Annotated in this window: 20 protein-coding genes and 1 riboswitch; of the genes, 16 read left to right on the top strand and 4 right to left on the bottom strand. The window is 63.3% G+C overall.

The window, feature by feature from the left end; all coding sequences use genetic code 11:
- Window positions 1–152 precede the first annotated feature (152 nt).
- Window positions 153–1,169: a cysteine synthase A gene (locus EKH80_RS22460; protein ID WP_126687041.1), complete on the bottom strand. Its 1,017-nt coding sequence runs from the start codon at window positions 1,167–1,169 to the stop codon at window positions 153–155.
- 202 nt (window positions 1,170–1,371) lie between these two features.
- Window positions 1,372–1,487: riboswitch (SAM riboswitch) on the top strand.
- An 86-nt stretch (window positions 1,488–1,573) separates the two neighbouring features.
- Between EKH80_RS22460 and metX the strand changes: the two genes are divergently transcribed.
- The 4 genes from metX to EKH80_RS22480 all read left to right on the top strand — a co-directional run bounded on the left by metX (window position 1,574) and on the right by EKH80_RS22480 (window position 5,778).
- Entirely contained in the window at window positions 1,574–2,611 is a 1,038-nt protein-coding gene (metX, locus tag EKH80_RS22465; protein ID WP_126687042.1) for a homoserine O-succinyltransferase MetX, read from the top strand.
- A gap of 4 nt (window positions 2,612–2,615) precedes the next feature.
- Window positions 2,616–3,824: a cystathionine gamma-synthase gene (metB, locus tag EKH80_RS22470; protein ID WP_126687043.1), complete on the top strand. Its 1,209-nt coding sequence runs from the start codon at window positions 2,616–2,618 to the stop codon at window positions 3,822–3,824.
- Window positions 3,821–4,906 carry a homoserine dehydrogenase family protein gene (locus tag EKH80_RS22475; protein WP_126687044.1) on the top strand — a complete coding sequence of 362 codons (1,086 nt, stop codon included), beginning with the start codon at window positions 3,821–3,823 and terminating at the stop codon, window positions 4,904–4,906. Before metB ends, EKH80_RS22475 begins: the two co-directional genes overlap by 4 nt.
- Window positions 4,907–5,115: 209 nt before the next feature.
- On the top strand, window positions 5,116–5,778 hold the full coding sequence (locus EKH80_RS22480) for a hypothetical protein (protein WP_126687045.1): 663 nt from the start codon (window positions 5,116–5,118) through the stop codon (window positions 5,776–5,778).
- Window positions 5,779–5,835: 57 nt separating this feature from the next.
- Here the strand turns inward: EKH80_RS22480 and EKH80_RS22485 are convergent, their stop codons facing one another.
- Window positions 5,836–7,497: an APC family permease gene (locus tag EKH80_RS22485; protein WP_126687046.1), complete on the bottom strand. Its 1,662-nt coding sequence runs from the start codon at window positions 7,495–7,497 to the stop codon at window positions 5,836–5,838.
- A gap of 217 nt (window positions 7,498–7,714) precedes the next feature.
- Between EKH80_RS22485 and metF the strand changes: the two genes are divergently transcribed.
- The 8 genes from metF (at window position 7,715) to EKH80_RS22525 (ending at window position 16,672) form a co-directional block, all read left to right on the top strand.
- A complete protein-coding gene (gene metF, locus EKH80_RS22490; protein WP_126687047.1) occupies window positions 7,715–8,539 on the top strand; it encodes a methylenetetrahydrofolate reductase [NAD(P)H] in 825 nt (274 codons plus the stop codon).
- A gap of 31 nt (window positions 8,540–8,570) precedes the next feature.
- Window positions 8,571–9,167, top strand: a complete 597-nt coding sequence (locus EKH80_RS22495; protein ID WP_126687048.1) for a DUF4124 domain-containing protein — start codon at window positions 8,571–8,573, stop codon at window positions 9,165–9,167.
- A 67-nt stretch (window positions 9,168–9,234) separates the two neighbouring features.
- Window positions 9,235–10,152 (top strand): branched-chain amino acid transaminase, encoded by a 918-nt coding sequence (locus EKH80_RS22500; protein WP_126687049.1) that lies wholly within the window; start codon window positions 9,235–9,237, stop codon window positions 10,150–10,152.
- Window positions 10,153–10,283: 131 nt separating this feature from the next.
- Complete coding sequence (lexA, locus tag EKH80_RS22505; protein ID WP_126687050.1) at window positions 10,284–10,904, top strand: transcriptional repressor LexA; 621 nt, start codon at window positions 10,284–10,286, stop codon at window positions 10,902–10,904.
- Window positions 10,904–11,584, top strand: coding sequence for a translesion DNA synthesis-associated protein ImuA (gene imuA, locus EKH80_RS22510; RefSeq protein ID WP_126687051.1), 681 nt, complete (start codon window positions 10,904–10,906; stop codon window positions 11,582–11,584). Before lexA ends, imuA begins: the two co-directional genes overlap by 1 nt.
- A 12-nt stretch (window positions 11,585–11,596) precedes the next feature.
- Window positions 11,597–12,997, top strand: coding sequence for a Y-family DNA polymerase (locus EKH80_RS22515; RefSeq protein WP_126687052.1), 1,401 nt, complete (start codon window positions 11,597–11,599; stop codon window positions 12,995–12,997).
- The gene (locus EKH80_RS22520; RefSeq protein ID WP_126687053.1) at window positions 12,994–16,071 is read left to right on the top strand and encodes an error-prone DNA polymerase; all 3,078 of its coding nucleotides are present in this window, start codon (window positions 12,994–12,996) and stop codon (window positions 16,069–16,071) included. Before EKH80_RS22515 ends, EKH80_RS22520 begins: the two co-directional genes overlap by 4 nt.
- Before the next feature lie 7 nt (window positions 16,072–16,078).
- The gene (locus EKH80_RS22525) at window positions 16,079–16,672 is read left to right on the top strand and encodes an alpha-ketoglutarate-dependent dioxygenase AlkB (protein WP_126687054.1); all 594 of its coding nucleotides are present in this window, start codon (window positions 16,079–16,081) and stop codon (window positions 16,670–16,672) included.
- Between the two features lie 210 nt (window positions 16,673–16,882).
- Here the strand turns inward: EKH80_RS22525 and EKH80_RS22530 are convergent, their stop codons facing one another.
- Complete coding sequence (locus tag EKH80_RS22530; RefSeq protein ID WP_126687055.1) at window positions 16,883–18,061, bottom strand: phosphoglycerate kinase; 1,179 nt, start codon at window positions 18,059–18,061, stop codon at window positions 16,883–16,885.
- Window positions 18,062–18,188: 127 nt separating this feature from the next.
- On the opposite strand from EKH80_RS22530, the gene maiA reads away from it, so the two are divergent.
- Window positions 18,189–18,848 carry a maleylacetoacetate isomerase gene (gene maiA, locus EKH80_RS22535; RefSeq protein ID WP_126687056.1) on the top strand — a complete coding sequence of 220 codons (660 nt, stop codon included), beginning with the start codon at window positions 18,189–18,191 and terminating at the stop codon, window positions 18,846–18,848.
- 121 nt (window positions 18,849–18,969) lie between these two features.
- Here maiA and EKH80_RS22540 read toward each other — a convergent pair whose 3' ends face one another.
- Entirely contained in the window at window positions 18,970–20,085 is a 1,116-nt protein-coding gene (locus EKH80_RS22540) for a PilT/PilU family type 4a pilus ATPase (protein WP_329955498.1), read from the bottom strand.
- An 84-nt stretch (window positions 20,086–20,169) separates the two neighbouring features.
- Between EKH80_RS22540 and EKH80_RS22545 the strand changes: the two genes are divergently transcribed.
- From EKH80_RS22545 to EKH80_RS22555, 3 genes are all read left to right on the top strand, one after another.
- Window positions 20,170–20,856 (top strand): DUF4398 domain-containing protein, encoded by a 687-nt coding sequence (locus EKH80_RS22545; RefSeq protein ID WP_126687057.1) that lies wholly within the window; start codon window positions 20,170–20,172, stop codon window positions 20,854–20,856.
- The gene (locus EKH80_RS22550; RefSeq protein ID WP_126687058.1) at window positions 20,856–21,488 is read left to right on the top strand and encodes a hypothetical protein; all 633 of its coding nucleotides are present in this window, start codon (window positions 20,856–20,858) and stop codon (window positions 21,486–21,488) included. The genes EKH80_RS22545 and EKH80_RS22550 overlap by 1 nt, the downstream gene beginning before the upstream one ends.
- Before the next feature lie 356 nt (window positions 21,489–21,844).
- Window positions 21,845–22,078 (top strand): HP1242/YdcH family protein, encoded by a 234-nt coding sequence (locus EKH80_RS22555; protein ID WP_126687059.1) that lies wholly within the window; start codon window positions 21,845–21,847, stop codon window positions 22,076–22,078.
- Window positions 22,079–22,102: the final 24 nt, after the last annotated feature.

The raw sequence follows: 22,102 nt of genomic DNA on the forward strand, positions 1-22,102 counted from the left end.
GTTTTTTCTTTACGCGCCTCGGCGCACCCGCAACAGGTCACCGCCAGGGGCTTTATCCCTAAAACGCCTTCCCATCCGGGAAGGTGTTTTGCTTTGTAACGCGCCCAACGTAGGCGGGGTTGCCATCCCAGCCTAATCCGCAGCAAGTCGCTTCATCCACCGAACGACTGATCCAACCATTCCGGCACCGGAATGCCTTTCTCGCGCAGGAACGGAGGATTGAACAGCTTGGCCTGATAGCGCGTACCGGCATCGGCCAGGATGGTCACGATGGCGTGTCCGGGCCCAAGCGCTTGCGCCAGCCGGACCGCACCGGCCAGGTTCACGCCGCTGGAACCGCCGACACACCAGCCCTCTTCTCGTAACAGCTGATGCAGCAAAGGCACCGACTCCTGGTCCGGAATCGACCAGGCCAGATCGATCGGTGCATCCTGGAAATTCGCGGTAATGCGGCTGGAGCCGATGCCTTCGCTGATGGAGCTGCTTTCCGCGACCAGTTCGCCGCAATTGACGTAGTTGGCCAACGCCGAGCCGGTGGGATCGGAAAGCGCGATCTGCACCGCCGGCTTGCGAGCTTTCAGTGCCCGACCGACGCCGGCCAGGGTTCCACCCGTCCCCGCCGAGCAGACGAAGCCGTCGACCTTGCCCTCCGTCTGCTCCCAGATCTCCAGCGCGGTGGTTGCCTCGTGCCAGTCGCGATTGGCGGTATTGTCGAATTGGTTGCCGAACCAGGCGCTGCCCGGCGTCTGCTCGTTCAGGCTTTCGCTGTAGGCGCGGGCGATATGGACGTAATGCCTGGGATCCTTGAAGGGTACCGCCGGCACCAGCCGCACTTCGGCGCCGGCTATGCGCAAGGCGTCAATCTTTTCCCGGCTCTGTGTTTCCGGCATGAAGATCACCGAGCGATAGCCCCGGCTGGCCCCGATCAGGGCCAGCCCGATTCCGGTATTGCCCGCTGTGCCCTCCACGATGGTGGCCCCTGGACGCAACAGGCCCCGGCGCTCGGCATCCAGGATCAAGCCCAGGGCGGTACGGTCCTTGATCGAGCCGCCCGGGTTGAGGAATTCGGCCTTGCCGAGCACCTCGCAGCCGGTCAGTTCCGAGGCATGGCGAAGGCGCAGCAGAGGGGTATGGCCTACGGCCGAGGAAAGATCGCGCAGGATGCTCATGGGGCCGGCTTGGAATCTCTAATGGCACTCACCGCGAGGATAGCGCGAGTCCGCCGGTCTGCCATCCATCGTTCCGTTGCATTGACGCGGGCATATGGTCTTTTCCCATATGGGCAAAATTCGCCGTGCTTTCGGGGTGTTTTTACGTTTAGACGTCTAAACGGCCATTGACGCTAAAAAATGCTGTATGTATAGTCGATTCCACTCATCGAGACCGGCGGAGGGACAGGCCCTTTGAAGCCGGGGCAACCTGCAGGATCAAACCTGCAACGGTGCCAACTCCTGCGGGGCGCTTAAGCGTCGACCGAGAGATGGGATGTCGTCAGTCCATGCAATGCATGGCTTTATCTGGCGGCAACTCTTCATTCGGTTCTCCGCAGGGCGATGCAAACGGAGAATCGAAGATGCCCCACCTCGCCAATTCCTCCCTCGAAGATTGTCCCGCGGCCGTGGTCGTGCCCACGCACGCGCGCGGCACGCTTACTGCACAGCGCAGCTCCCGCCACCTCAGCCTGCAGCCGAAGTATGGTCATGGCGCCAGCGAGCTGGTCGTGCGCTACCAATGGACGGGTGCACCGGATGCTCCCACGATCATCGTGCAGGGCGGCATCTCCGCGGATCGCCACGTGGCTGGTACCGAGCAGGGCCAGCCCGGCTGGTGGTCCGAGCTGGTGGGGCACGGCCGGGCCATCGACCTGGCGCATTGTCGCGTGCTCAGTATCGACTGGTTGACGCATGCGGATTTCGATAGCAGGCCGCGTGCGATCTCCAGCGAAGATCAGGCCGATGCATTGGCTTCGTTGGTCGCCGCGCTGGGCATCGGCCGCGTAGCTGCCTTCGTCGGCTCTTCCTACGGCGCGATGACTGCCCTTGCCTTCGCCGCACGCCATCCGAACAAACTGGAGAAGCTGATTCTGCTGGCGGGTGCGCATCGCGCGCATCCGATGGCCACCGCGCAGCGTGCGATCCAGCGCCAGATCCTGCGCCTGGGCCAGGCTTCCGGCCAGATCAATGAAGCCCTTGCGCTGGCACGCCAGCTGGCGATGACTACCTATCGCGGCAACGAGGAATTTGCGCGCCGCTTTGCCGGCGCGCCCGATTACCGTGAAGGCCGCTTCCATTTCCCGGTCGAGGACTACCTCGAACACGCCGGGCGCAGTTTCGTCCAGCGTTTCGATCTGGAACGATTTCTGGCGCTCTCCGAATCCATCGATCTGCACGACGTCGCGCCGGAATCGGTCAGCGTGCCGGCCACGTTGATCGGTTTTCCTTCCGATCGCCTGGTGCCGCTGGCCGATCTGTGCGAACTGCAGCGCCGCCTGTGTGGTTCGGCCACGCTGGAAGTGGTCGATTCGCCCTACGGCCACGATGCGTTCCTGAAGGAAACCAACAAACTGGCGCCGCTGCTGCGCCAGGCCGTCTCCTGTCATTGTGGAGCTTGAACCCATGTGTGCTGATACGTCCAAGGAAACCTCCGCCAGCACTCGCGCCGTGCGTGCTGGCATTGAATCGGATACACAACACGGTGCTGTCGTGCCGGCGTTGCATCTGTCCACCAACTACAGCTTTACGGGTTTGGGCGGCAAGCGCGCCTATGACTATTCGCGCAGCGGCAATCCCACGCGCGACCTGCTCGGCAATGCCTTGGCCGAACTCGAACAAGGCGCCGGTGCTGTCATCACCGCGAGCGGCATGGCTGCTGTTGCCCTGGCATTGGAACTGGTTCCTGCGGGCGCCACCGTGCTGGCGGCACATGATTGCTACGGTGGCACGTGGCGCTTGCTCGACGCTTGGGCGAAGAAGGGACGTTTCAGAGTCCGCTTTGCCGATCTCACCGACAACCATGCATTGGCCGAAGGCCTCGCATTGAAGCCGGCCCTGGTGTGGGTGGAGACGCCATCGAATCCACTGTTGCGCATTACCGACATCCGCCATGTGGCGCAGGCTGCGCACGCTGTCGGTGCCCTGGTGGTGGTGGACAACACCTTCCTTTCGCCAGCGTTGCAGCAGCCGCTTGCGCTGGGTGCGGACGTAGTCGTGCATTCGACCACCAAATACATCAACGGCCACAGCGATGTCGTGGGCGGTGCCGTGGTGGCCCGTGACGCCGCCGTGGCCGAACAACTGAAATGGTGGGGTAATTGCAATGGCCTTACCGGCGCGCCGTTCGACAGCTTTCTCACGCTGCGTGGCCTGCGTACGCTTGGTGTACGTCTGCGTCAGCACCAGGAAAACGCCGAACGCATCGCGGCGCATCTGGAACAGCATGATGCGGTACGCAAGGTGTATTACCCAGGCCTGCAGCAGCATGTGGGTCATGCGCTGGCCGGGCGCCAGCAGCAAGGCTTCGGCGGCATGCTGAGTTTCGAATTGCACGGCGACGTTGCACAGATCGAAGCCTTCGTGGATGGCCTGGATTACTTCTCGCTGGCCGAATCGCTCGGTGGCGTTGAAAGCCTGGTTGCGCATCCGGCGTCGATGACGCATGCCGCGATGGCGCCGGAAGCACGTCGCGCCGCTGGCATTGCCGACACCTTGCTGCGGCTGTCGATCGGCATCGAGGACGGCGATGACCTGTTGCGTGATCTCGAAGCAGGTTTGCACCGTGCGCAAGTCGTGACGGAGAACGCCTCGAAACGCCGGGTGATCGCATGAGCGCGGTGCTGGCCGAGGCGATCGTTACCAAATCAGCCGCGGTTGCGCCGCAGGAAGCTGCACTGGTCTTGCTCGGCACGGGCGTAGTAGGCGGTGCATTTCTCAAACTGCTTCGCACACCGGTGGCAAAGCGGTTGCATCTGGTCGGCGCGGCGAACTCTCGCAAGCAGCAGACCGAGGCAGCGCAACTTGCGGCACGCGATTTACGCGAGCGGCTCAAACGCGAAGGTGCGCCGCGCGACGATGCAGCCCTGCTGTCGGCGCTGGATGACCATCATGCGGCACTGAAAGTGGTCGTCGATGCCACCGCATCGGTCGAGCTGGCTTCACGCCATGCCGATTGGCTGGCTCGCGGCTATCACGTCGTCACCGCCAACAAATCATTGGCCGGTGGACAGCTCCCAGGCTGGCGTGCGTTGCAGGCTGCGCGCGCCGCGGGTGGGCGTTATGGCGACTCCGCTACGGTGGGCGCGGGCTTGCCGGTGCTGTCCACGTTGCGCCGGCTACGCGACTGCGGCGACAGCCTTCTTACGCTGGAAGGCGTGTTTTCCGGTTCGCTTTCCTATCTGTTCAACAGCTATGACGGTAGCCGTCCGTTCTCCGAGCTGCTGCGCGACGCGCGCAAGCTTGGCTACACCGAGCCGGACCCGCGCTCTGATCTGTCCGGCGAGGACGTGGCGCGCAAGCTGCTGATCCTTGCCCGCAATGCCGGTTTCGCCTTGGGCAGCGACGAAGTGGTGGTGGAAAGCCTGGTGCCGGAGAGCCTGCGCGAGCTTTCCACCGAAGCCTTCCTTGCCCGTCTGGAAGAACTGGACGAGCCGCTGGCTGCCCTGCATGAAGCGGCGCGTGCGCGTGGCCAGGTGCTGCGTTTCCTGGCGCGGCTCAATCAGCGCGGCCGTGCGCGCGTGGGGATTACCGAAGTGCCGCTGACCCATCCGGCAGCGCGTCTGTACGGTACAGACAATCAGTTTGCCTTGACCACCACGCGCTACCACACTCAGCCGCTGGTGATTCAAGGGCCGGGGGCCGGCCCCGAAGTCACCGCCCAGGCTTTGCTGGGCGACATTCTGTCGTTGGGTTGAACGCGCAGGCTGGGATGGCAATCGTAGGCTGGGTTGTGAAACCCAGCATCGCTATGTATGGAGCACACGCGATGCTGGGATTGTCATTCCAGCCTACGCGCTGACCCGCCCCTGTTTCGGACTGGGCCAGGCGCATGTATGCCTTCCGTTCCCGTCGACCATTCCCTAAGCTTGCCCGCTTCTGGGGTCATCGAGGGGGAGCGGTCTGCATGCGGGCTAAATATCTGCGCCTTGGTGCGTTGTCTGCGCTGTCGATCTCGGCGATAAGCAGCGCGGCCGTCAGCTTTGTTTCTCCGTCCATCACCGGCAGTTGCACAACAACTCCGCACAAGCGCACGAGTACGACAGTGCGCAAGCCCGCTAGTACGTCAACAGACAGCTCGGTGAGTTCGACCACCGATAAGCCGGCCAGTACGACAAAGAGTTCACTTCCGAGAGGACACGCGGTCGAACGTTTTTACCGGCTACCCTTCGACAAGGTCGTCGCCCAAGCTCAACAAAGTGGCAAACTCGACGGCAGCGTGAAGTTCTATCTCGCCGGCATGCACCCCGCCGGCAAGCTGCAGGTCATCGACAATTACGTCTATGCCCTTGATAGCCAGTCAGGCAACAGCACCACCGACGACGAAAAGATCCGCTGCGCCGCGGCACTCGAAGGAGCATTGATCAAGCTGCAGGACCAGGCCAAAGCGGCGCATGCCGATGCCGTAGTGGATATCGTTACGACTACTTCCAAAGGCGAGAAGGAAGCGCGTTCCGATGCCTTGATCAATACCCTACTTGGTCAAGGCAAGACCCATACCTACGAATGCCACTTTTCCTATTCGTCATTCGATGTCGATCTGCATGGCAGATTGGCCAAGATGCAGTAAAACACGCCGCTTGCCACCTCCACTTGAGCGACATCGTGAAGGTGGCTCATGCTGCCATTAGCGGTGCACGATACGTTCGGCGGCTTCCTCATCCGGCGGCACCAGCGGCAGGTCCGGATGCAGGTGCGCCATATCCCGGGCAGCTTCCACCGCCGGCGTGCGCCAGCCGGACTTCACGCCCCACAAATAGAACACCAGTCCGATCACGGCGACCACGACCAGATCCGAGCCGTAGGTCAGATAGCCACGACCGCCGAAGGCCGTGCTGCCCAGCCATGACACGATCGCGATGGTGGGCAGGTAGACGATCAGCCAGCATGCACCTTTCAAATGGCGGCCGAAATCGTGCCAGCCCGCTTTGGCCTGGTAGTAGAGATACACCGGCAAGGCCACCACCATCAGCAGAATGATTTCGCCGGTCAGCGGCCACTTCGCCCAATACAGCAGTTCCGTCGCCATGATGAAGGCGACGCCGGCCAGGATCGGCAAGCCGGCCACGCGCAACGGGCGATGCAATTCCGTGGCGGTGCGGCGCAGCGTCATCACGCTCACCGGGCCGGTCAGATAGGAAATGATCGTCGCCACCGAGATCACCGCCGCCAGCGTGCCCCAGCCGCGGAAGAAGAACAGGAACAGGAACGACACCACCAGGTTGAACCACATCGCCGGACGCGGCACGCCCCAGGTCGGATGCACCTGGCCGAGGATCTTCGGCAGTGTGCCGTTGCGTTCCATGCCGTAGATCATGCGCGCGGTGGTGGCGGTGTACGTCATGCCGGTGCCGCTGGGGCTGATGAACGCATCCACATACAGCAGCATCGCTAGCCAATGCAGGTTGATGATGATCGCCAGTTCCGCGAACGGTGAACGGAAGTTGATGCCGTGCCAGCCGGTCTTCGCCAGCATCTCCTGCGGCACCGCGCCGAGATAGGCGACTTGCAGGATCACGTACACCACGGTGGCGAGCAGGATCGAGCCGATCACCGCGAACGGAATGCTGCGGCCCGGATTGCGTGCCTCGCCGGCCAGGTTCACTGGACTTTGGAAGCCGTTGAAGCTGAAAACGATGCCTGCCGTGGCCACCGCGGTAAGCACGGCGGCGAAATCGATCCCGTGCTTGTCGCCCTGGATGCCGACGGAGAAATTCTCCGGATGGAATCCGCTGGCGATCAACGCCAGGCCAGTCGCCGCCGGCACGATCAGCTTGAACACGGTGATCGCGGTGTTGGAGTGCGCGAACAGCTTCACGCTCCAGAAATTGAGCAGGAAGTAGATGATCACCAGCACCGCGGCGATGGCGAGGCCGTTGTGACTCAACTCGCCCACGCCATCGGTGACGTGATACAGATCCTGCGCCCAGGCCCACGGCCATGAGGCCATGTACTGCACCGAGGCTTCGGCCTCCACCGGAATCACCGACACGATCGCGATCCAGTTCGCCCAGGCGGCAATGAAGCCGACCAGCGAGCCGTGCGAATAATGGCCGTAGCGCACCATGCCGCCGGATTCGGGGAACATCGCTCCCAGTTCGGCATAGGTGAGCGCGATGGTCATGATGATCGCCGCGCCCAATACCCATGCCCAAATGGCGCCTGGACCCGCCAGGCCGGCCGCCTTCCATGCGCCGAACAGCCAGCCGGAGCCGATGATCGAGCCCAGGCCGGTGAGCATGAGGGCAAACGGGCCCACATCGCGGCGGATCGCGTTGGAAGAAGACATTGAGGACTCCCTTGAAGCCAATGAACGGCCGCCCTGCGAGCGACACAATCCGGCGATGATGACAGACCGGTGTGCGTAGTGTCAGCCCGTGCCGGGGGCGAAGAGTTGTCCCGGAGATTGCGCCATGGTGAGCCGGGGTACCCTGGAAGCGGCAATATATCTTTTCATCCCGAATAAGAGATATATACTGTCGGCCTGACGCAAGGATCCTCAGCCCATGCCGGCCATCAGCTTCGAATTCTTTCCGCCCAAGACCGACGAACAGCGCGCCCAGCTCGACAAGGCCGCCAAGGAGCTGAAGGGGCTCAAGCCCGAGTATGTCTCCGTGACATTCGGCGCCGGCGGCTCCACCCTGAGCTACACCAGCGAAACGGTGGCACGGCTGCACCGGCAGCATGGACTGGAGGTGGCGCCGCACCTGTCTTGCATGGGCGGCACCCGCAAGGAAATCGCCGATCTGCTCGATATCTATCGTGCCGCCGGCTACCGGCGCATCGTGGCGCTGCGCGGCGATCTACCCTCGGGCATGGCCTCGCCGGGTGATTTCCGTTATGCCGCCGAGCTGGTGCGCTTCATCCGCGAGCATTGCGGAGAGCATTTCCATATCGAAGTGGCAGCGTATCCGGAGATGCATCCGCAGGCGGAGGACGTCCATGCCGACCTCAAGCATTTCAAGGCGAAGATCGATGCCGGCGCGAACGGCGCCATCACGCAGTACTTCTTCAATGCGGATGCGTATTTCCGTTTCGTCGACGACGTGCGGCGCCTGGGCGTGTCGGTGCCGATCGTGCCGGGCATCATGCCGATCTCCAATTACGCGCAGCTGAAGCGTTTCTCCGATGCCTGCGGCGCAGAGATCCCTCGCTGGATCGCCAAGCGCATGCAGGCGTATTACGACGATGTGGAATCCATTCGCGCGATGGGCGCGGAGGTAGTGGCGCAACTGTGCCGCCGCCTGCTGGAAGGCGGTGCGCCTGGCCTGCATTTCTACACGCTGAATCGCACGAAGGCGACACGCGCGGTTCTTGATCAGCTGCACTGATGTTTACCGTGCATCGGGCTATGCTCGCCCGATGCGTATAGCCTTGCTTCTGCTGCTGCTGTTGACTGTCTCTGCCGCCAAAGCCCAGGGCGATATCCACCGCTGCATGGGCGCGGACGGCATTCCCGTGTTCACGGATCGCGTCTGCACCGACTTGAATGCCAAGCCGGTCATGCCGGCACCTGCAGCAAGTGTGCATGCGCCAGTCGAACAACAGCCCGCGCAAGCACCCGCCGCAGTGACTTGCGCGGCAGACCTGAAACAGCTCAAGCAGGCGGTGATCGACGCTTTCGCCGAGCGCAATCCCAATCGGCTTGCCGGCCTGACCTTGTGGAGCGGGGACGGGAAAGAGGAAGTGGTCGCGGGCATCCGCTACTTCAATCGCTTGATGTCGCGTCCGCTGATCGAGGTGAAAAGCATCGGAGGGGCCTCATCGGCCTCCGATCATGACGATGATGCCGATGCTTCCTCGCTTTCGTTGTCAGCCTCGCCCAACCAGACGCCCGCGCATGGTGAAGCGCTGGTCGTGCAGACCGAATCCGATGATGGCAGCGGCGCCAGCGTGCAAACCCATTTCGACGTGGTGCATCGTTCCGGCTGCGTGTGGCTGCGCCCGCAAGGCGGTTAAAACAAAAGGCGAAAGGTGCCGAAAGATTCGGCACGTTATCATGGGCGATCCCCACCGGAGATCCCCCATGGCCCAGCAGTATCCCGAATGGATTTGGCAGAACGGCGAGATCAAGCCGTGGAAAGACGCCACCGCGCACGTGATGTCGCACGCCTTGCATTACGGTTCGTCGATATTCGAAGGGATCCGCAGCTACGTCACGCCGGAAGGCGCGGCGATCTTCCGCCTCACCGATCACTTAAAGCGCCTGTATCAGTCGGCCAAGATCTACGACATGGTGCTGCCGTATTCGCAGGACCAGCTGGCTGCAGCCTGCCGCGAAGTGATCCGCAAGAACGGCTACTCCGCCGCCTACCTGCGCCCGGTGGCCTACCGTGGCCTGGGCGGTTTCGGGCTTTCCGCCGAAACGCCGATCGATGTCGCCGTGGCCACCTGGCCGATGGGCCCGTACCTGGGGCCGGAGGCGCTGGAAGTGGGCATCACCGCTTGCGTATCGAGCTGGCAGCGCTTCGCGCCGAACACCATTCCGGCGGGCGCCAAGGCCGGCGGCAACTATCTTTCCGGCCAGCTGATCGCGCGTGAGGCACGCCGCCTCGGTTTCGGCGAAGGCATTGCCCTGGCCTCCAGCGGCCTGCTCAGCGAAGGCGCGGGTGAAAACCTGTTCCTGGCGTTCGACGGCGTGCTGCACACCACGCCGGCCAGCGCCTCCATCCTCGCCGGCATCACCCGCGACACCATCAAGGTGCTGGCGCGCGAAGACGGCATCGAAGTGGTGGAGCGCGACATCCCGCGCGAATACCTGTACCTGGCCGACGAAGTGCTGATGTGCGGCACCGCCGCCGAAATCACCCCGATCCGCGAGATCGACGGCAAGCAGGTGGGCAGCGGCAAGGCCGGACGCCTTACCCGTCGCCTGCAGGAGCTGTACTTCGGGCTGTTCAACGGCAAGACCCAGGACAAGTGGGGCTGGCTGGAGCCGGTTTGACGTAGGCTGGGATGAAAATCCCAGCATCGCGCGGGCTGCAAACATGGCAATGCTGGGTTTAGCAACCCAGCCTACGCGGTGGAGGGGAGGGGGGGATTCATTTTCACCTAAAAAGGTGAAAAGATGGCGCCATGACCCTCCAGCTCACCAGCCGCCAGTTCAACATCCTCGCCTTCATCCGCGAGCGCCTGGAGCGCGGCGAGGAGGTGCCTACGCTGGAGGAAATCGGCCAGGCGATGGGCATTCCGAGCGTAAGCGCGGTGCTCAAGCACGTGCGCGCGCTGGAGGCCAAGGGCCGGCTGGTGATCGAGCCCAACCGCGCGCGCGGCATCCGGCTGGTACGCGAGGAAGACCCGCTCGCCGCCGATACCCTGGAACTGCCCCTGGTCGGCCGCATCGCCGCCGGCGAGCCGATCTTTTCCGAAGCACGGGTGGAGCGCAGCCTGCGTGTCTCGCGCTGGCTGTTCCGCCTGCAACCAGACTACCTGGTACGGGTAATCGGCGACTCCATGCGTGACGAAGGCATCCTGGACGGCGACCTGGTGGCCGTCCACGCCACACCGGTTGCGCGGCATGGCCAGGTAGTGGCGGCGCGCGTGGCGGGCGATCGCTTCACCATCAAGCGGCTCTACTGGCAAGGCGACGTGATCCGCCTGCTACCGAACAGCCCCGGCTATCAGCCGATCGATCCCGATCCCACTGAAGACTTTGCCATCGAGGGACTGTTCGCAGGTCTGGTGAGGGGCGGCTGATGGGCACGGTGCTGGCTTTGTCCAACTTGCTGGAAGGCCGGCAGGTGTGGCGTGGCAGCGCGGCCGCGCCGGTCGAAGGCGGGCAGCCGACCGGCTGGCCGATGCTCGACGCGGTACTGCCGGCGCGCGGCTGGCCGGAGGCTGCCCTCACGGAAATCCTGTTGCCGGCCGACGGCATCGGCGAATTGCGTCTGCTGTTGCCGACCCTCGCACGCCTCAGCCAAGGCCATCGCCCCGTCATGTTGATTGCGCCGCCGTATGCGCCTTGCGCGATGGGCTGGCGGCAGCAAGGCGTGCATCTGCAACGCGTGGAAATGGTCGATGCGGACGAGCAACACGTGCTGTGGGCCGCCGAGCAAGCCTTGCGTTCCGGTAGTTGCGCCGCCGTGCTGGCATGGCCGCAGCAGGCCGATGATCGCAGCCTGCGCCGTCTGCAGGTAGCGGCGGATACGGGACGTGCATTGGCTTTTGTATTTCGCGATCGCCGGCATCTGGCGAATGCTTCGCCGGCCGCGTTGAGGCTGGAGCTTGCGGCGCTACCGCAGCCTTTGATCTGGGTGCGTAAATGCCGGGGTGGAAATGCGCCGGTGCAGGCGATCCCCTTCGATCTGCGCACGGCAAATCCTGTTGTCTCCCAGCACGGCTATCGACACGAACCCCTGCAAGCAGGGGAGGGGTGATGGTGGCCATCCATGTTGTGGGCCTGCCTAAGCTTGCCGCATTTGGCACTGGATGGCGTCCTTCGCCGTCGTATCGATGACGCCCCGCTGGTGTTGGTGGACGGCCCTGCGAATGCGCGTTGTGTTGCCGCAGCCAATCCATCCGCCCAGGCCGCAGGCTTGTATGTCGGTCAGCGCCTGAGCGCAGCCCAGGCACTGCTCGCGCAATTGGAGGTCATTCCTTACGACGCTGCGGAAGAGGATCGCTGGCAGCGTTTCCTCGCCGGCGTGGCGTATCGCTACAGCTCGCAAGTGGCCCTGCTGCCGCAGGCCATCGTGCTGGAAATCAGCCGCAGCCGTAGCCTGTTGGGCGATTGGCCGAAGATGGAACGCAATCTGCGCCGTGATCTCACCGAGCTGGGTTTTCGTCATCGCATCGCCGCCGCCCCCACGCCGCATGCTGCGCAGGTGCTTGCTGGCGTGAATGATGGGGTGGCCGTCCTGAGCAGGGAAGTGATGCAGCGTGCGCTCGATGCGGTGCCGTTGCACCAAAGCCGTTTGCCCGAACATGCCGTGGAGGCATTGCCGCGCATGGGCATTCGCCGGCTGGGACAGTTATTGCACATGCCGCGCGATGGTCTGCAGCGGCGCTTTGGCGCCGGCCTGCTGCAGCACATCGATCGCCTGCTGGGCGATATGCCGGCGGGGCTTGAACTGCATGTGCCGCCCGATGCGGTGGACTGGCGCATCGAGCTTTCGCACGAGGTGGAAAACATCGCTTCGCTGGTCTTTCCGCTCAAACGCATGACGGGCGACCTTGCCGCCTATCTCTCCGGCCGCGACGGTGGCGTACAGCGCTTTGCCCTGCGGCTTGAACATCGCGAGCGCACGGCGACTGAAGTGGCGGTCGGCATGCTTGCGCCCGAACGCGATGCCAACGTGCTGTTCGAAGCCGCACGCGGTCGCCTGGAGCGAGTGCAATTGCCTGCGCCGGTGCTGTCGCTGCGCTTGCTCGCCGACGATCTGCCCGGCTTCGTTCCCGCCGGCCGCGATCTGTTCGACGAACGTCCTGCCAACGCGTTGCCATTGGAGCAATTGTGCGAGCGCTTGCGCGCACGGCTTGGCGACCATGCGGTGTATCGCTGGGCGGCCACTACTGATCCGCGGCCCGAGCGCTCGCAACGCATAGCCAGGCAAGACGAAGACTTCATCGAGCCGCGTGTACGCCCTACCTGGTTGCTCGATAAACCGGTGCCCTTGCGCGGCGTGCTGCGCATCCTTGCCGGTCCCGAGCGATTGGAAACCGGTTGGTGGGACGACGAAGCCGTACGCCGCGATTACTACATGGTCGAAACAGAACAGGGGCAGCGCGCCTGGGCCTATTGCGCGCCAGGCGAGCAAACCGGCTGGATGCTGCACGGGTGGTTCGCATGACCGACTACGCCGAACTGCATTGCCTGTCGGATTTCTCGTTCCAGCGTGGAGCGTCCAGTGCGCGCGAATTGTTCGAGCGCGCCAACGATTGCGGCTACAGCGCGCTGGCGATTACCGACGAATGCTCCCTCGCCGGCATCGTGCGCGCCTGGGAAGCTTCCCGCGATACGAAGCTGCCGCTGATCGCCGGCACCGAGATCCAGCTCGACGATGGCCCTAAGCTGGTGCTGCTGGCGGAAAACAAGCAAGGCTATGTCTCGCTATGCCGCCTGATCACACGGGGGCGAAGGGCTACCGAGAAGGGCGAATATCGCCTGTTCAAAGCGGATCTCGCCGATGGTGCGCCCGGCACGCTGGTGCTGTGGATACCCGGGCGCGAGCCGGAGCGTGAACAGGGTGCATGGGTGAAGCAGGTTTTCGCAGATCGCGCCTGGCTGGCGGTCGAACTGCATCGCGAAGGCAATGACGAAGCCCGCCTTGCCGAACTTGAAACCCTGGGAGATGACTTGCAACTGCCTCGCGTGGCCAGTGGCGACGTGCACATGCATATACGCCGCTGCCTGCCGCTGCAGCACACGATGACGGCCATTCGGCAGCACCTGACCATTGCCGAAGCCGGGGCCGTGCTGTTCCGCAATGGCGAGCGGCATCTGCGGCGCCGTTCAAAGCTCGAAAAGACCTATCCCCAGGCCTTGCTGGACGAGAGCGTGCGCATCGCCAGGCGCTGCACCTTCGACCTGAAAAGGGATTTGCAATACCAGTACCCCAGGGAACTGGTGCCGCAGGGCCATACGCCCGTGCAATGGCTACGCCATCTCGTTGCCGAAGGTGCGGCATGGCGTTGGCCGCAAGGCGTGCCGGCCGAGCATCAGGTCACGATCGAGCATGAGCTGCAGCTGATTGAGCAGAAGCAATACGAAGCCTTCTTTCTCACGGTGCATGACATCGTGCGCTACGCGCGCAGTGAAGGCATTCTCTGCCAGGGGCGCGGCTCGGCGGCCAATTCCATCGTGTGCTTCGCGCTGGGCGTGACGGATGCCGACCCGGGCAAGGTGAAGCTGTTGGTGGAGCGTTTCATTTCGATAGAGCGCGATGAACCGCCTGATATCGACGTCGATTTTGAGCACGAGCGGCGCGAAGAAGTCATCCAGTACGTCTACAAAAAGTACGGTCGCGAACGCGCCGCCATTGCCGCCACGGTCATCAGCTACCGCAGCAAGAGCGCGATACGGGATGTGGCCAAGGCCTTGGGGCTGCCCGAAGACCAGATCGACAAGCTCGGCCGCTGCTTCTTTCGCCTCGGCGATGCTTCCCTGCACGACCGTCTGCGCGAGCAGGGTTTCGATCCCGATGCGCCGGTGCTGCGCAAGCTGCTTGAGCTGACCGCGCAATTGCGCGGCAAGCCGCGCCACCTGAGCCAGCACGTGGGTGGCTTCGTGATCCACGACGCGCCACTGCATGAGCTGGTGCCGGTGGAGAACGCGGCCATGCCCGATCGCACGATCATCCAGTGGGACAAGGATGACCTGGACAGCATGGGCCTGCTCAAGGTCGATTGCCTGGCGCTGGGCATGCTGACCTGTCTGCGCAAGTGTTTCAAATTGGTGGAGCGATACCGCGGCAAAACCCTGGATATCGCCGCCATCGAGTCGGATGACCACGCCACGTACCAAATGATCCAGCGCGCCGACACCGTCGGAGTGTTCCAGATCGAAAGCCGGGCACAGATGGCGATGCTGCCGCGGCTGAAGCCGGCCAACTATTACGATCTGGTGATCCAGATCGCGATCGTGCGGCCAGGTCCGATCCAGGGCGACATGGTGCATCCCTATCTGCGACGTCGAAGCGGCGCGGAACCCGTCGACTACCCATCGAAAGATCTGGAGCCGGTGCTCGAGCGCACCAAAGGTGTGCCGCTATTCCAGGAGCAGGTGATGAAGCTGGCCATGGTGGCGGCCGGCTATACGGCAGGCGAAGCCGATTCGTTGCGCCGGGCCATGGGAGCATGGAAACGCCATGGCGGCATGGAGAAACACCACGAAAAGCTCGTCAGCGGCATGTTGGCAAGAGGCTATACGCTGGAGTTCGCCGAACAGATCTTCAATCAGATAAAGGGATTTGGCAGCTACGGTTTCCCGGAAAGCCATGCGGCCAGCTTCGCCAATATCGCCTACGCCAGCAGCTGGTTGAAATGCCATGAGCCGGCCATGTTTGCCTGTGCGTTGCTTAACGCGCAGCCTATGGGCTTCTACGGCCCCAGCCAGATCGTGCAGGATGCGCAGCGCAACGGCATTCGCGTTCGCCCGGTGGATGTGCGCTACAGCGATTGGGACTGCACGTTGGAGATCGATGTGCATAGCAAGAAGGGGCTGGCCCTGCGCCTTGGGCTGCGCCAATTGCGTGGCTGCAGCGAGAAGGTGGCGCAGCGCATTGCGATAGTGCGTAAAACGGCGGCTTTCCGCGATGTCGTCGATCTTTGTGCGCGCGCCGAACTGGACGCGCGCCACCAGGACTTGCTTGCCGACGCGGGCGCCTTGCGCGGGCTCGCTGGCCACCGTCATCGTGCCTTGTGGCTGACCTCGGGCGTGGAAACGCAATTGCCGCTGTTCGGCCGCAGCAGTCCGCGCGAGCAGGACATCGTCTTGCCGCTGCCCACAGTGAGCGAGAACCTGACGGCCGACTACGCGCATACCGGCCTGAGCCTTGGGCCTCATCCGCTAAAGCTGCTGCGCAGCCGCTTGCGTGCGCAGCGCTATCTGGATTCGCGCAGCCTGCAGCAGCTGCCGCATGCCACCCAGGTGCGCACCGCAGGTTTGGTGACCCAGCGCCAGCAGCCGCAGACCGCCAGCGGCGTCACCTTCATCACCCTCGAAGACGAGTTCGGTCATGTGAACGTGGTGGTGTGGAACCACATCGCGCAGACCCAGCGCAGGCCTTACCTGGAGGCGCGTCTGCTGGCGGTCGAGGGCCGCTGGGAGGCGGTAGACGGGGTAAGCCATTTGATCGCACGCAAGCTGCACGATCTCAGCCGACTGTTGGCGGATCTGGATGCGCGCTCACGGGATTTTCATTGAGGCTCTCATGCAAACCCTGCTATTCGAACCAGGCGTACAAAGCATTGCCGACGAAGTGACCGGGCCGATCACCTATCAGCCTGCCGTGATTTCATCCGCCACGGCGGCTGATTGGTTTGCTGCCTTGCGCGAACAAGGTGATTGGCATGCGAGCACGCGGATGATGTATGAACGCCTGGTAGGCGTGCCGCGCCTGCATTGCCACTACGCCGTCGCCGATCCCAAGTTGCCGAAGCTATTGCGCGATGCGCTTACCGTGGTCAAGCAGCATGTCGACGCCCCGTTCAACAGCATCGGTCTGAATTTCTATCGCGATGAACATGACAGTGTGGCGCCGCATAACGACAAACTGCACGAACTGGTGTCGCACCAGCCTATCGTGTTGCTGTCACTGGGCGCGACGCGCACTATGCTTATCCAGCGCAAACAGCCGCCACGGCTGAAGACGGAACTGGAGCTGGAAGCCGGCAGCCTGCTGCTGATGGGATGGAATGCGCAACTGCATTACGACCACGGCATTCCCAAGCTGCGCCAGCCAGTGGGGCCCAGGATCAGCGTGGCGTTCCGGGTGCGACCGGAGCGGGAAAATAAAGCTTGGTAGCGCTTGCTCGTCATTCCGGCGCAGGCCGGAATCCAGTGCAAATACGTAGTGCGAAGCACTCAATACAAAAGGTATTGTGTCCATCGGATGCACATTAAGACTGGATTCCTCGCTCCTCAAAGCCAAGCACGTCCATGTGCTCTCCCCGCGTACCGGCCTGCGCCGGAATGACGGTGAGGCCCCTACGAGGCTCCCTGTAAGCTGTGGCCCTTACTTCGCCGCCCGCGCCTTCAGCGCCGCCACCGCTGGCAGCTCCTTGCCTTCCAGGAATTCCAGGAACGCGCCGCCGCCGGTGGAGATATAGGAAACCTTGTCCTCGATCCCGTACTTTTCGACCGCCGCCAGCGTGTCGCCGCCGCCGGCAATGGAAAATGCATTGGACTCGGCGATGGCCTGCGCCAGCACTTCCGTGCCCTTGCCGAACGCGTCGAATTCGAACACGCCCACGGGACCGTTCCACACCACCGTGCCGGCCTTGGCGATCAGCTCGGCATACTGCCTGGCGGTTTCCGGGCCGATGTCCAGGATCATCTCGTCGTCCTTCACCTGATCCACGGCTTTGACAGTAGCCGACGCGTGCGCGGAAAACTCCGGCGCTACCACTACGTCCACCGGCATCGGCACTTCGGCGCCACGACGCTTGGCGTCAGCCAGCACTTTCTTGGCGGCCGGAATCAGGTCGGGTTCGTACAACGAATTGCCCACGCCATGACCTGCTGCAGCGATGAACGTGTTGGCGATGCCGCCGCCGACGATCAGCTGATCGACTTTGCCGATCAGGTTTTCCAGCAGGGTCAGCTTGGTGGAAACTTTGGAGCCGGCGACGATGGCAAGCAGCGGATGCGCGGGCTGCTCCAGGGCTTTGCCGAGCGCGTCGAGCTCACCGCACAGCAGCGGGCCGGCTGCGGCGATCGGCGCAAACTTGATCACGCCATGAGTGGATGCCTGTGCACGATGCGCGGTGCCGAAGGCATCCATCACGAACACGTCGCATAGCGCGGCGTACTTCTTGGCCAGTGCTTCATCATCCTTGCCTTCGCCGACGTTCATGCGGCAGTTTTCCAGCACCACGACCTCGCCCTCGGCCACGTCCATGCCATCGAGGTAATCGGCGACCAGGCGCACCGGCTTGCCGAGGTGCTCGCCCAGCCATTTCGCCACCGGCGCCAGCGAGGATTCGGCATCGAACTGGCCTTCCTTGGGACGGCCGAGGTGCGATATCACCATCACTTTCGCACCGGCAGCGAGCGCGGCCCTGATGGTGGGCAGCGAGGCGTCCAGGCGTTGGGTGGACGTGATGCGGCCATCCTCGATCGGTACGTTCAGGTCTTCGCGAATCAGTACGCGTTTGCCGCGCAGGTCGAGGTCGCTCATGCGGGTGATGGTCACGGAAAACTCCTGGCAGCTCGAAGTAGGTCAGGCCCTTAAGGCCGGAACCAGGTATTTTCCTGCCCACCCCACGGCGATGCAAACGGCGCGGGTTTACACTCCCGCTTTTCAATCCATGGAAAGGGCCATGTCTTCCAGCCTCGTTCTGTACAGCTACTGGCGTTCCAGCGCGGCCTTTCGCGTACGCATCGCACTGAATCTAAAGGGCTTGCCATACGAAACGCGGGCGGTGCACCTGGTTCGCGACGGCGGCGAACAGCACTCGCCGGACTATGTGGCCCTCAACCCGCAGCAGCTGGTGCCCACCCTGGTCGACGGCGGCAAGGTGATTACCCAGTCCATGGCCATTGCCGAATACCTGGAGGACATCCATCCGCAGCCGGCCTTGCTGCCGGTCGAAGCCGCCGATCGGGCACGCGTGCGCGCCTTGGCGCAAGCCGTTGCTTGCGATATCCATCCTCTCGGCAACCTGCGTGTGCTGCAGCGGACCGGCAAGCAATTCAGCGCCGATGACGAACAGCAGGCCATCTGGATGCGGCACTGGATTACCACCGGGTTCCAGGCGCTGGAAGCGATGCTGGCCCATAGCCGGCAGACCGGCCGCTATTGCCACGGCGATACCCCCGGGCTGGCCGACCTGTGCCTGGTGCCGCAGGTGTACAACGCGCGGCGATGGAAGACCCCTTTGGGTGACTATCCAACGATCTTGCGCATCGATGCGGCGTGTGCGGAGCTGGATGCGTTCCAGGCAGCGATGCCGGAGCGGCAGCCCGACGCACCCAAATGAACGTGTGAACCGTCATTCCCGGGCAGGCGGGAAACCATTTTGCTCTTGGCGAGATTGAAACTGGATCCCCGCCTTCGCGGGGATGACCTCTTGCGGAGGCGCCCCAGTGGGGCGCAACACTTTAGAACCCCAGCCCGTACGGATCGTTGCCTGCCAACTCTGCAGTCTCCGAATTGCCGCTTTCGGACAGGCGGATCTTCAACGCCAGGCCATCGCGCGAGTCGGCCTTGGCGAGCGCCTCTTCCAACTCGATGCGGCCGCTCTTGTACAGCTTGTACAGCGACTGGTCGAAGGTCTGCATGCCTTCCTGCAGGCTGCGGTCCATCGCTTCTTTCACTTCATGGATCTGCCCGCGGCGGATCATGTCGCGGATCAGCGGCGTGTTGAGCAGCACTTCCACCGCCGGCAGGCGGCGGCCGTCCTTGCCGATGACCAGGCGCTGGCTGATCACCGCGCGCAGGTTCAGGGCCAGGTTCATCAGCACGTTCTTGTGCGCCGATTCGGGGAAGAAGTTGAGGATGCGCTCCAGCGTCTGATCGGCGTTGTTGGAGTGCAGCGTCGCCAGGCACAGGTGGCCGGTCTCGGAGAAGGAGATCGCCGCTTCCATCGTGTCGGTGTCGCGGATCTCGCCGATCATGATCACGTCCGGCGCCTCGCGCATCGCGTTGCGCAGGGCTTCGTGATAGGTGTGCGTGTCCAGGCCCACTTCGCGCTGGTTGACGATCGACTTCTTGTGGCGATGCAGGTATTCGATCGGGTCCTCTATGGTGAGGATGTGCCCGGACGAATGGCTGTTGCGCTGATCGAGCATGGCCGCCAGCGTGGTCGACTTGCCCGAGCCGGTCGCGCCGACCACCAGGATCAGGCCGCGCGGCTCCATGATCAGGTCACGGAAAATGGCCGGCAACTGCAACTGGTCGATGCTGGGGATCTCGCTCTTGATCGCGCGGATCACCATGCCCACTTCGCCGCGCTGCTTGAATACGTTGATGCGGAAGCGGCCGGCCTCTTTCACCGCCAGCGCCATATTGAGTTCCAGGTCACGCTCGAACTGCGGCACCTGCCCCTCGTCCATGAGCGAATAGGCGATCTTTTTCACCATGCCGCTGGGTAGCCCGGTGTTGCCGAGCGGGTACAGCTTGCCCTCGACCTTGATGTTCACCGGGGCGCCCGTTGTCAGGAACATGTCCGACGCGCCCTTGTCTACCATCAACTTGAGGAAGTAACCGATATCCACCTTAAAGACCCCTGAGTTTGACGCATTGCATTCAAGGATTATGCCTGCCCACAATACGCTGTGACACTCTTAGAGGAATGAGTGATGGTCCACATATTTTCCCCGTTGGCGATGCGTAGGCGACGTATCCCGGCGGCAGTCCCGGCCTTGCTGCTGGCCGGGTCGTTGAGTTTGGGCGGTTGTGCCAGCGTGCCGCCGCCGGACAACCTGATGAGCCAGGCGCAGGCGCAGTTGCAAAGCGCTCGTGACGGGGGTGCACCTGACTACGATCCGGTCGATTTCGGCTTTGCGCAGGACAAGTTCCAGCAGGCCCAGCAGGCCATGGCCAACCGCAAATATGCGCAGGCCGCCGATCTGGCCGAAGAGTCGCGGGCGGATGCCACGCTGGCGCGCACCAGGGCGCAGCTCGGTGCGGCGCGTGCGCAAATCCAGTCAAAGATGGACGCAAACAGTCGCTTGCGTGCGCAGAATGCCGAGGCGCAGGCAGAGAACGACCAGCACTACCAACAGCAGAAGGCTCAGCTAGCCGCGCAAATGGCTGCCTCGCAGCCGCAGAACAGTGGCCAGGATGGCGGCCAGAACGACGGCAACCCGGCCTCTTCGTCCAGCGCCCCGGCGCCGGCCGCCAATTCGCCGCTGCCGCCGCAGGCTCCGATGCAGGAGATGCCGGCGCCGTCCTCCTCGGTGCTGGGCAATCCACAGCAACAGCAACCCGGCCAGGGTTTCCAGACCCTGCCTGAGTCTGGCCAGCAGAACCCCGGAGGCCAGTGATGAAGCCCGCCACGTTCAAGAAGCACCGTTTGTCGATCATCGCCGTTTCCCTGTTGGCCGTGTTCGCCAGTGCCGCCGTCCAGGCGCGTAAGGACGACATGGATGTCGACCGGTTGACCAATAACTTGAATCAGCTGGCCGCTGATCCGAACCTGGGCGTCTACGCCCAGGCCGACCAGGCGCTGGCGCGGGACGCCATCAGCCAGCTTGCCCAGGCCAGCTCGCACGATCGGCCGCACGCGCTGTACATCGCCCAGCGCAGGGTCGATCAGGCCAAGGCCGAAGCGCAGTTGCAGGCCTCCCAGCGCCAGCTCAACCAGGCCGACCAGGAAAACGCCCAACTGCAGCTCGAACGCAGTCGCATCGATGCCACTTCCGCGCAGCAGCAGCTGGATATCCAGCGCATGCAGTACCAGCTGGCGCAGCAGGAGACCCAGCGCCTGCAGGCCCAGGGTCAGGCTGCCGCGGATCAGGCCGCCCAGGCCCAGGCCGAGGCCGCCCAGGCCCGCAAGCTGGCCGCGGCGCAAAGCAAGGTGGCCGCAGCTGCACGGCGCCAGGCGGAGCTGGCGGCCAAGGCTGCCAAGGCGCTGCGAGCGCAGATGCAGGATCAGCCCGCCGGAGGCGGCAAGTAGGGGCACGCGTAGGCTGGGATCACAATCCCAGCTTCCGCAGCTCTGCCAGAGAGCTGGGATTGTCATCCCAGCCTACGGGTCCAAGACGACCTACTTCACAGGTTTTTGACTACATTCCGTCCCGCTATGCGCCTGGCCGAGGGGTCCTTGCGCCCCCGCTTGGTGGGGAGTAGGGTCGAAGCTGCCGCGGACCTTCAGCCGCCGCGGCCTACCGACTGAATCATGCGCCTACCTGTTCACACTCCCCCTTCCGTTCCCTGCTTCAGGGAGGCGGTTTCTGGTCGTGCGCGTGATTTGCTTTTGTTCTCAAGCGCCCCCTGCGGGCGACTGCAGTTCTACTGCGAGGAGGTTGGATCATGTTCGAAGATCAGCAGCGTGATGCTGTCGAAGCCCTGAAGCAAGCCGACGCTGAGTTTCGCCGGCTCTATCAACGACACACGGAGCTAAACAGCAAGGTGGACAATGCCGAAATCGGCGTACTCCCTGTTGACGACATGACCCTCAGTTCGATGAAGCGAGAGAAGCTGCACATCAAGGAACGTTTGCAGCGCATGTGGGACGACTACCACGCTCGACAACAAATCCATTGAGCGTCCAAATAACGAGAAACCCCG

Origin of the sequence: Dyella choica (assembly GCF_003977665.1) — a bacterium.
Lineage (GTDB): Bacteria > Pseudomonadota > Gammaproteobacteria > Xanthomonadales > Rhodanobacteraceae > Dyella_B > Dyella_B choica.

Coding starts and splice junctions, on each gene's coding strand:
- EKH80_RS22460 (WP_126687041.1), bottom strand. CDS start 1,169: ATGAGCATCCTGCGCGATCTTTCCTCGGCCGTAGGCCATACCCCTCTG.
- metX (WP_126687042.1), top strand. CDS start 1,574: ATGCCCCACCTCGCCAATTCCTCCCTCGAAGATTGTCCCGCGGCCGTG.
- metB (WP_126687043.1), top strand. CDS start 2,616: ATGTGTGCTGATACGTCCAAGGAAACCTCCGCCAGCACTCGCGCCGTG.
- EKH80_RS22475 (WP_126687044.1), top strand. CDS start 3,821: ATGAGCGCGGTGCTGGCCGAGGCGATCGTTACCAAATCAGCCGCGGTT.
- EKH80_RS22480 (WP_126687045.1), top strand. CDS start 5,116: ATGCGGGCTAAATATCTGCGCCTTGGTGCGTTGTCTGCGCTGTCGATC.
- EKH80_RS22485 (WP_126687046.1), bottom strand. CDS start 7,497: ATGTCTTCTTCCAACGCGATCCGCCGCGATGTGGGCCCGTTTGCCCTC.
- metF (WP_126687047.1), top strand. CDS start 7,715: ATGCCGGCCATCAGCTTCGAATTCTTTCCGCCCAAGACCGACGAACAG.
- EKH80_RS22495 (WP_126687048.1), top strand. CDS start 8,571: ATGCGTATAGCCTTGCTTCTGCTGCTGCTGTTGACTGTCTCTGCCGCC.
- EKH80_RS22500 (WP_126687049.1), top strand. CDS start 9,235: ATGGCCCAGCAGTATCCCGAATGGATTTGGCAGAACGGCGAGATCAAG.
- lexA (WP_126687050.1), top strand. CDS start 10,284: ATGACCCTCCAGCTCACCAGCCGCCAGTTCAACATCCTCGCCTTCATC.
- imuA (WP_126687051.1), top strand. CDS start 10,904: ATGGGCACGGTGCTGGCTTTGTCCAACTTGCTGGAAGGCCGGCAGGTG.
- EKH80_RS22515 (WP_126687052.1), top strand. CDS start 11,597: ATGTTGTGGGCCTGCCTAAGCTTGCCGCATTTGGCACTGGATGGCGTC.
- EKH80_RS22520 (WP_126687053.1), top strand. CDS start 12,994: ATGACCGACTACGCCGAACTGCATTGCCTGTCGGATTTCTCGTTCCAG.
- EKH80_RS22525 (WP_126687054.1), top strand. CDS start 16,079: ATGCAAACCCTGCTATTCGAACCAGGCGTACAAAGCATTGCCGACGAA.
- maiA (WP_126687056.1), top strand. CDS start 18,189: ATGTCTTCCAGCCTCGTTCTGTACAGCTACTGGCGTTCCAGCGCGGCC.
- EKH80_RS22545 (WP_126687057.1), top strand. CDS start 20,170: ATGGTCCACATATTTTCCCCGTTGGCGATGCGTAGGCGACGTATCCCG.
- EKH80_RS22550 (WP_126687058.1), top strand. CDS start 20,856: ATGAAGCCCGCCACGTTCAAGAAGCACCGTTTGTCGATCATCGCCGTT.
- EKH80_RS22555 (WP_126687059.1), top strand. CDS start 21,845: ATGTTCGAAGATCAGCAGCGTGATGCTGTCGAAGCCCTGAAGCAAGCC.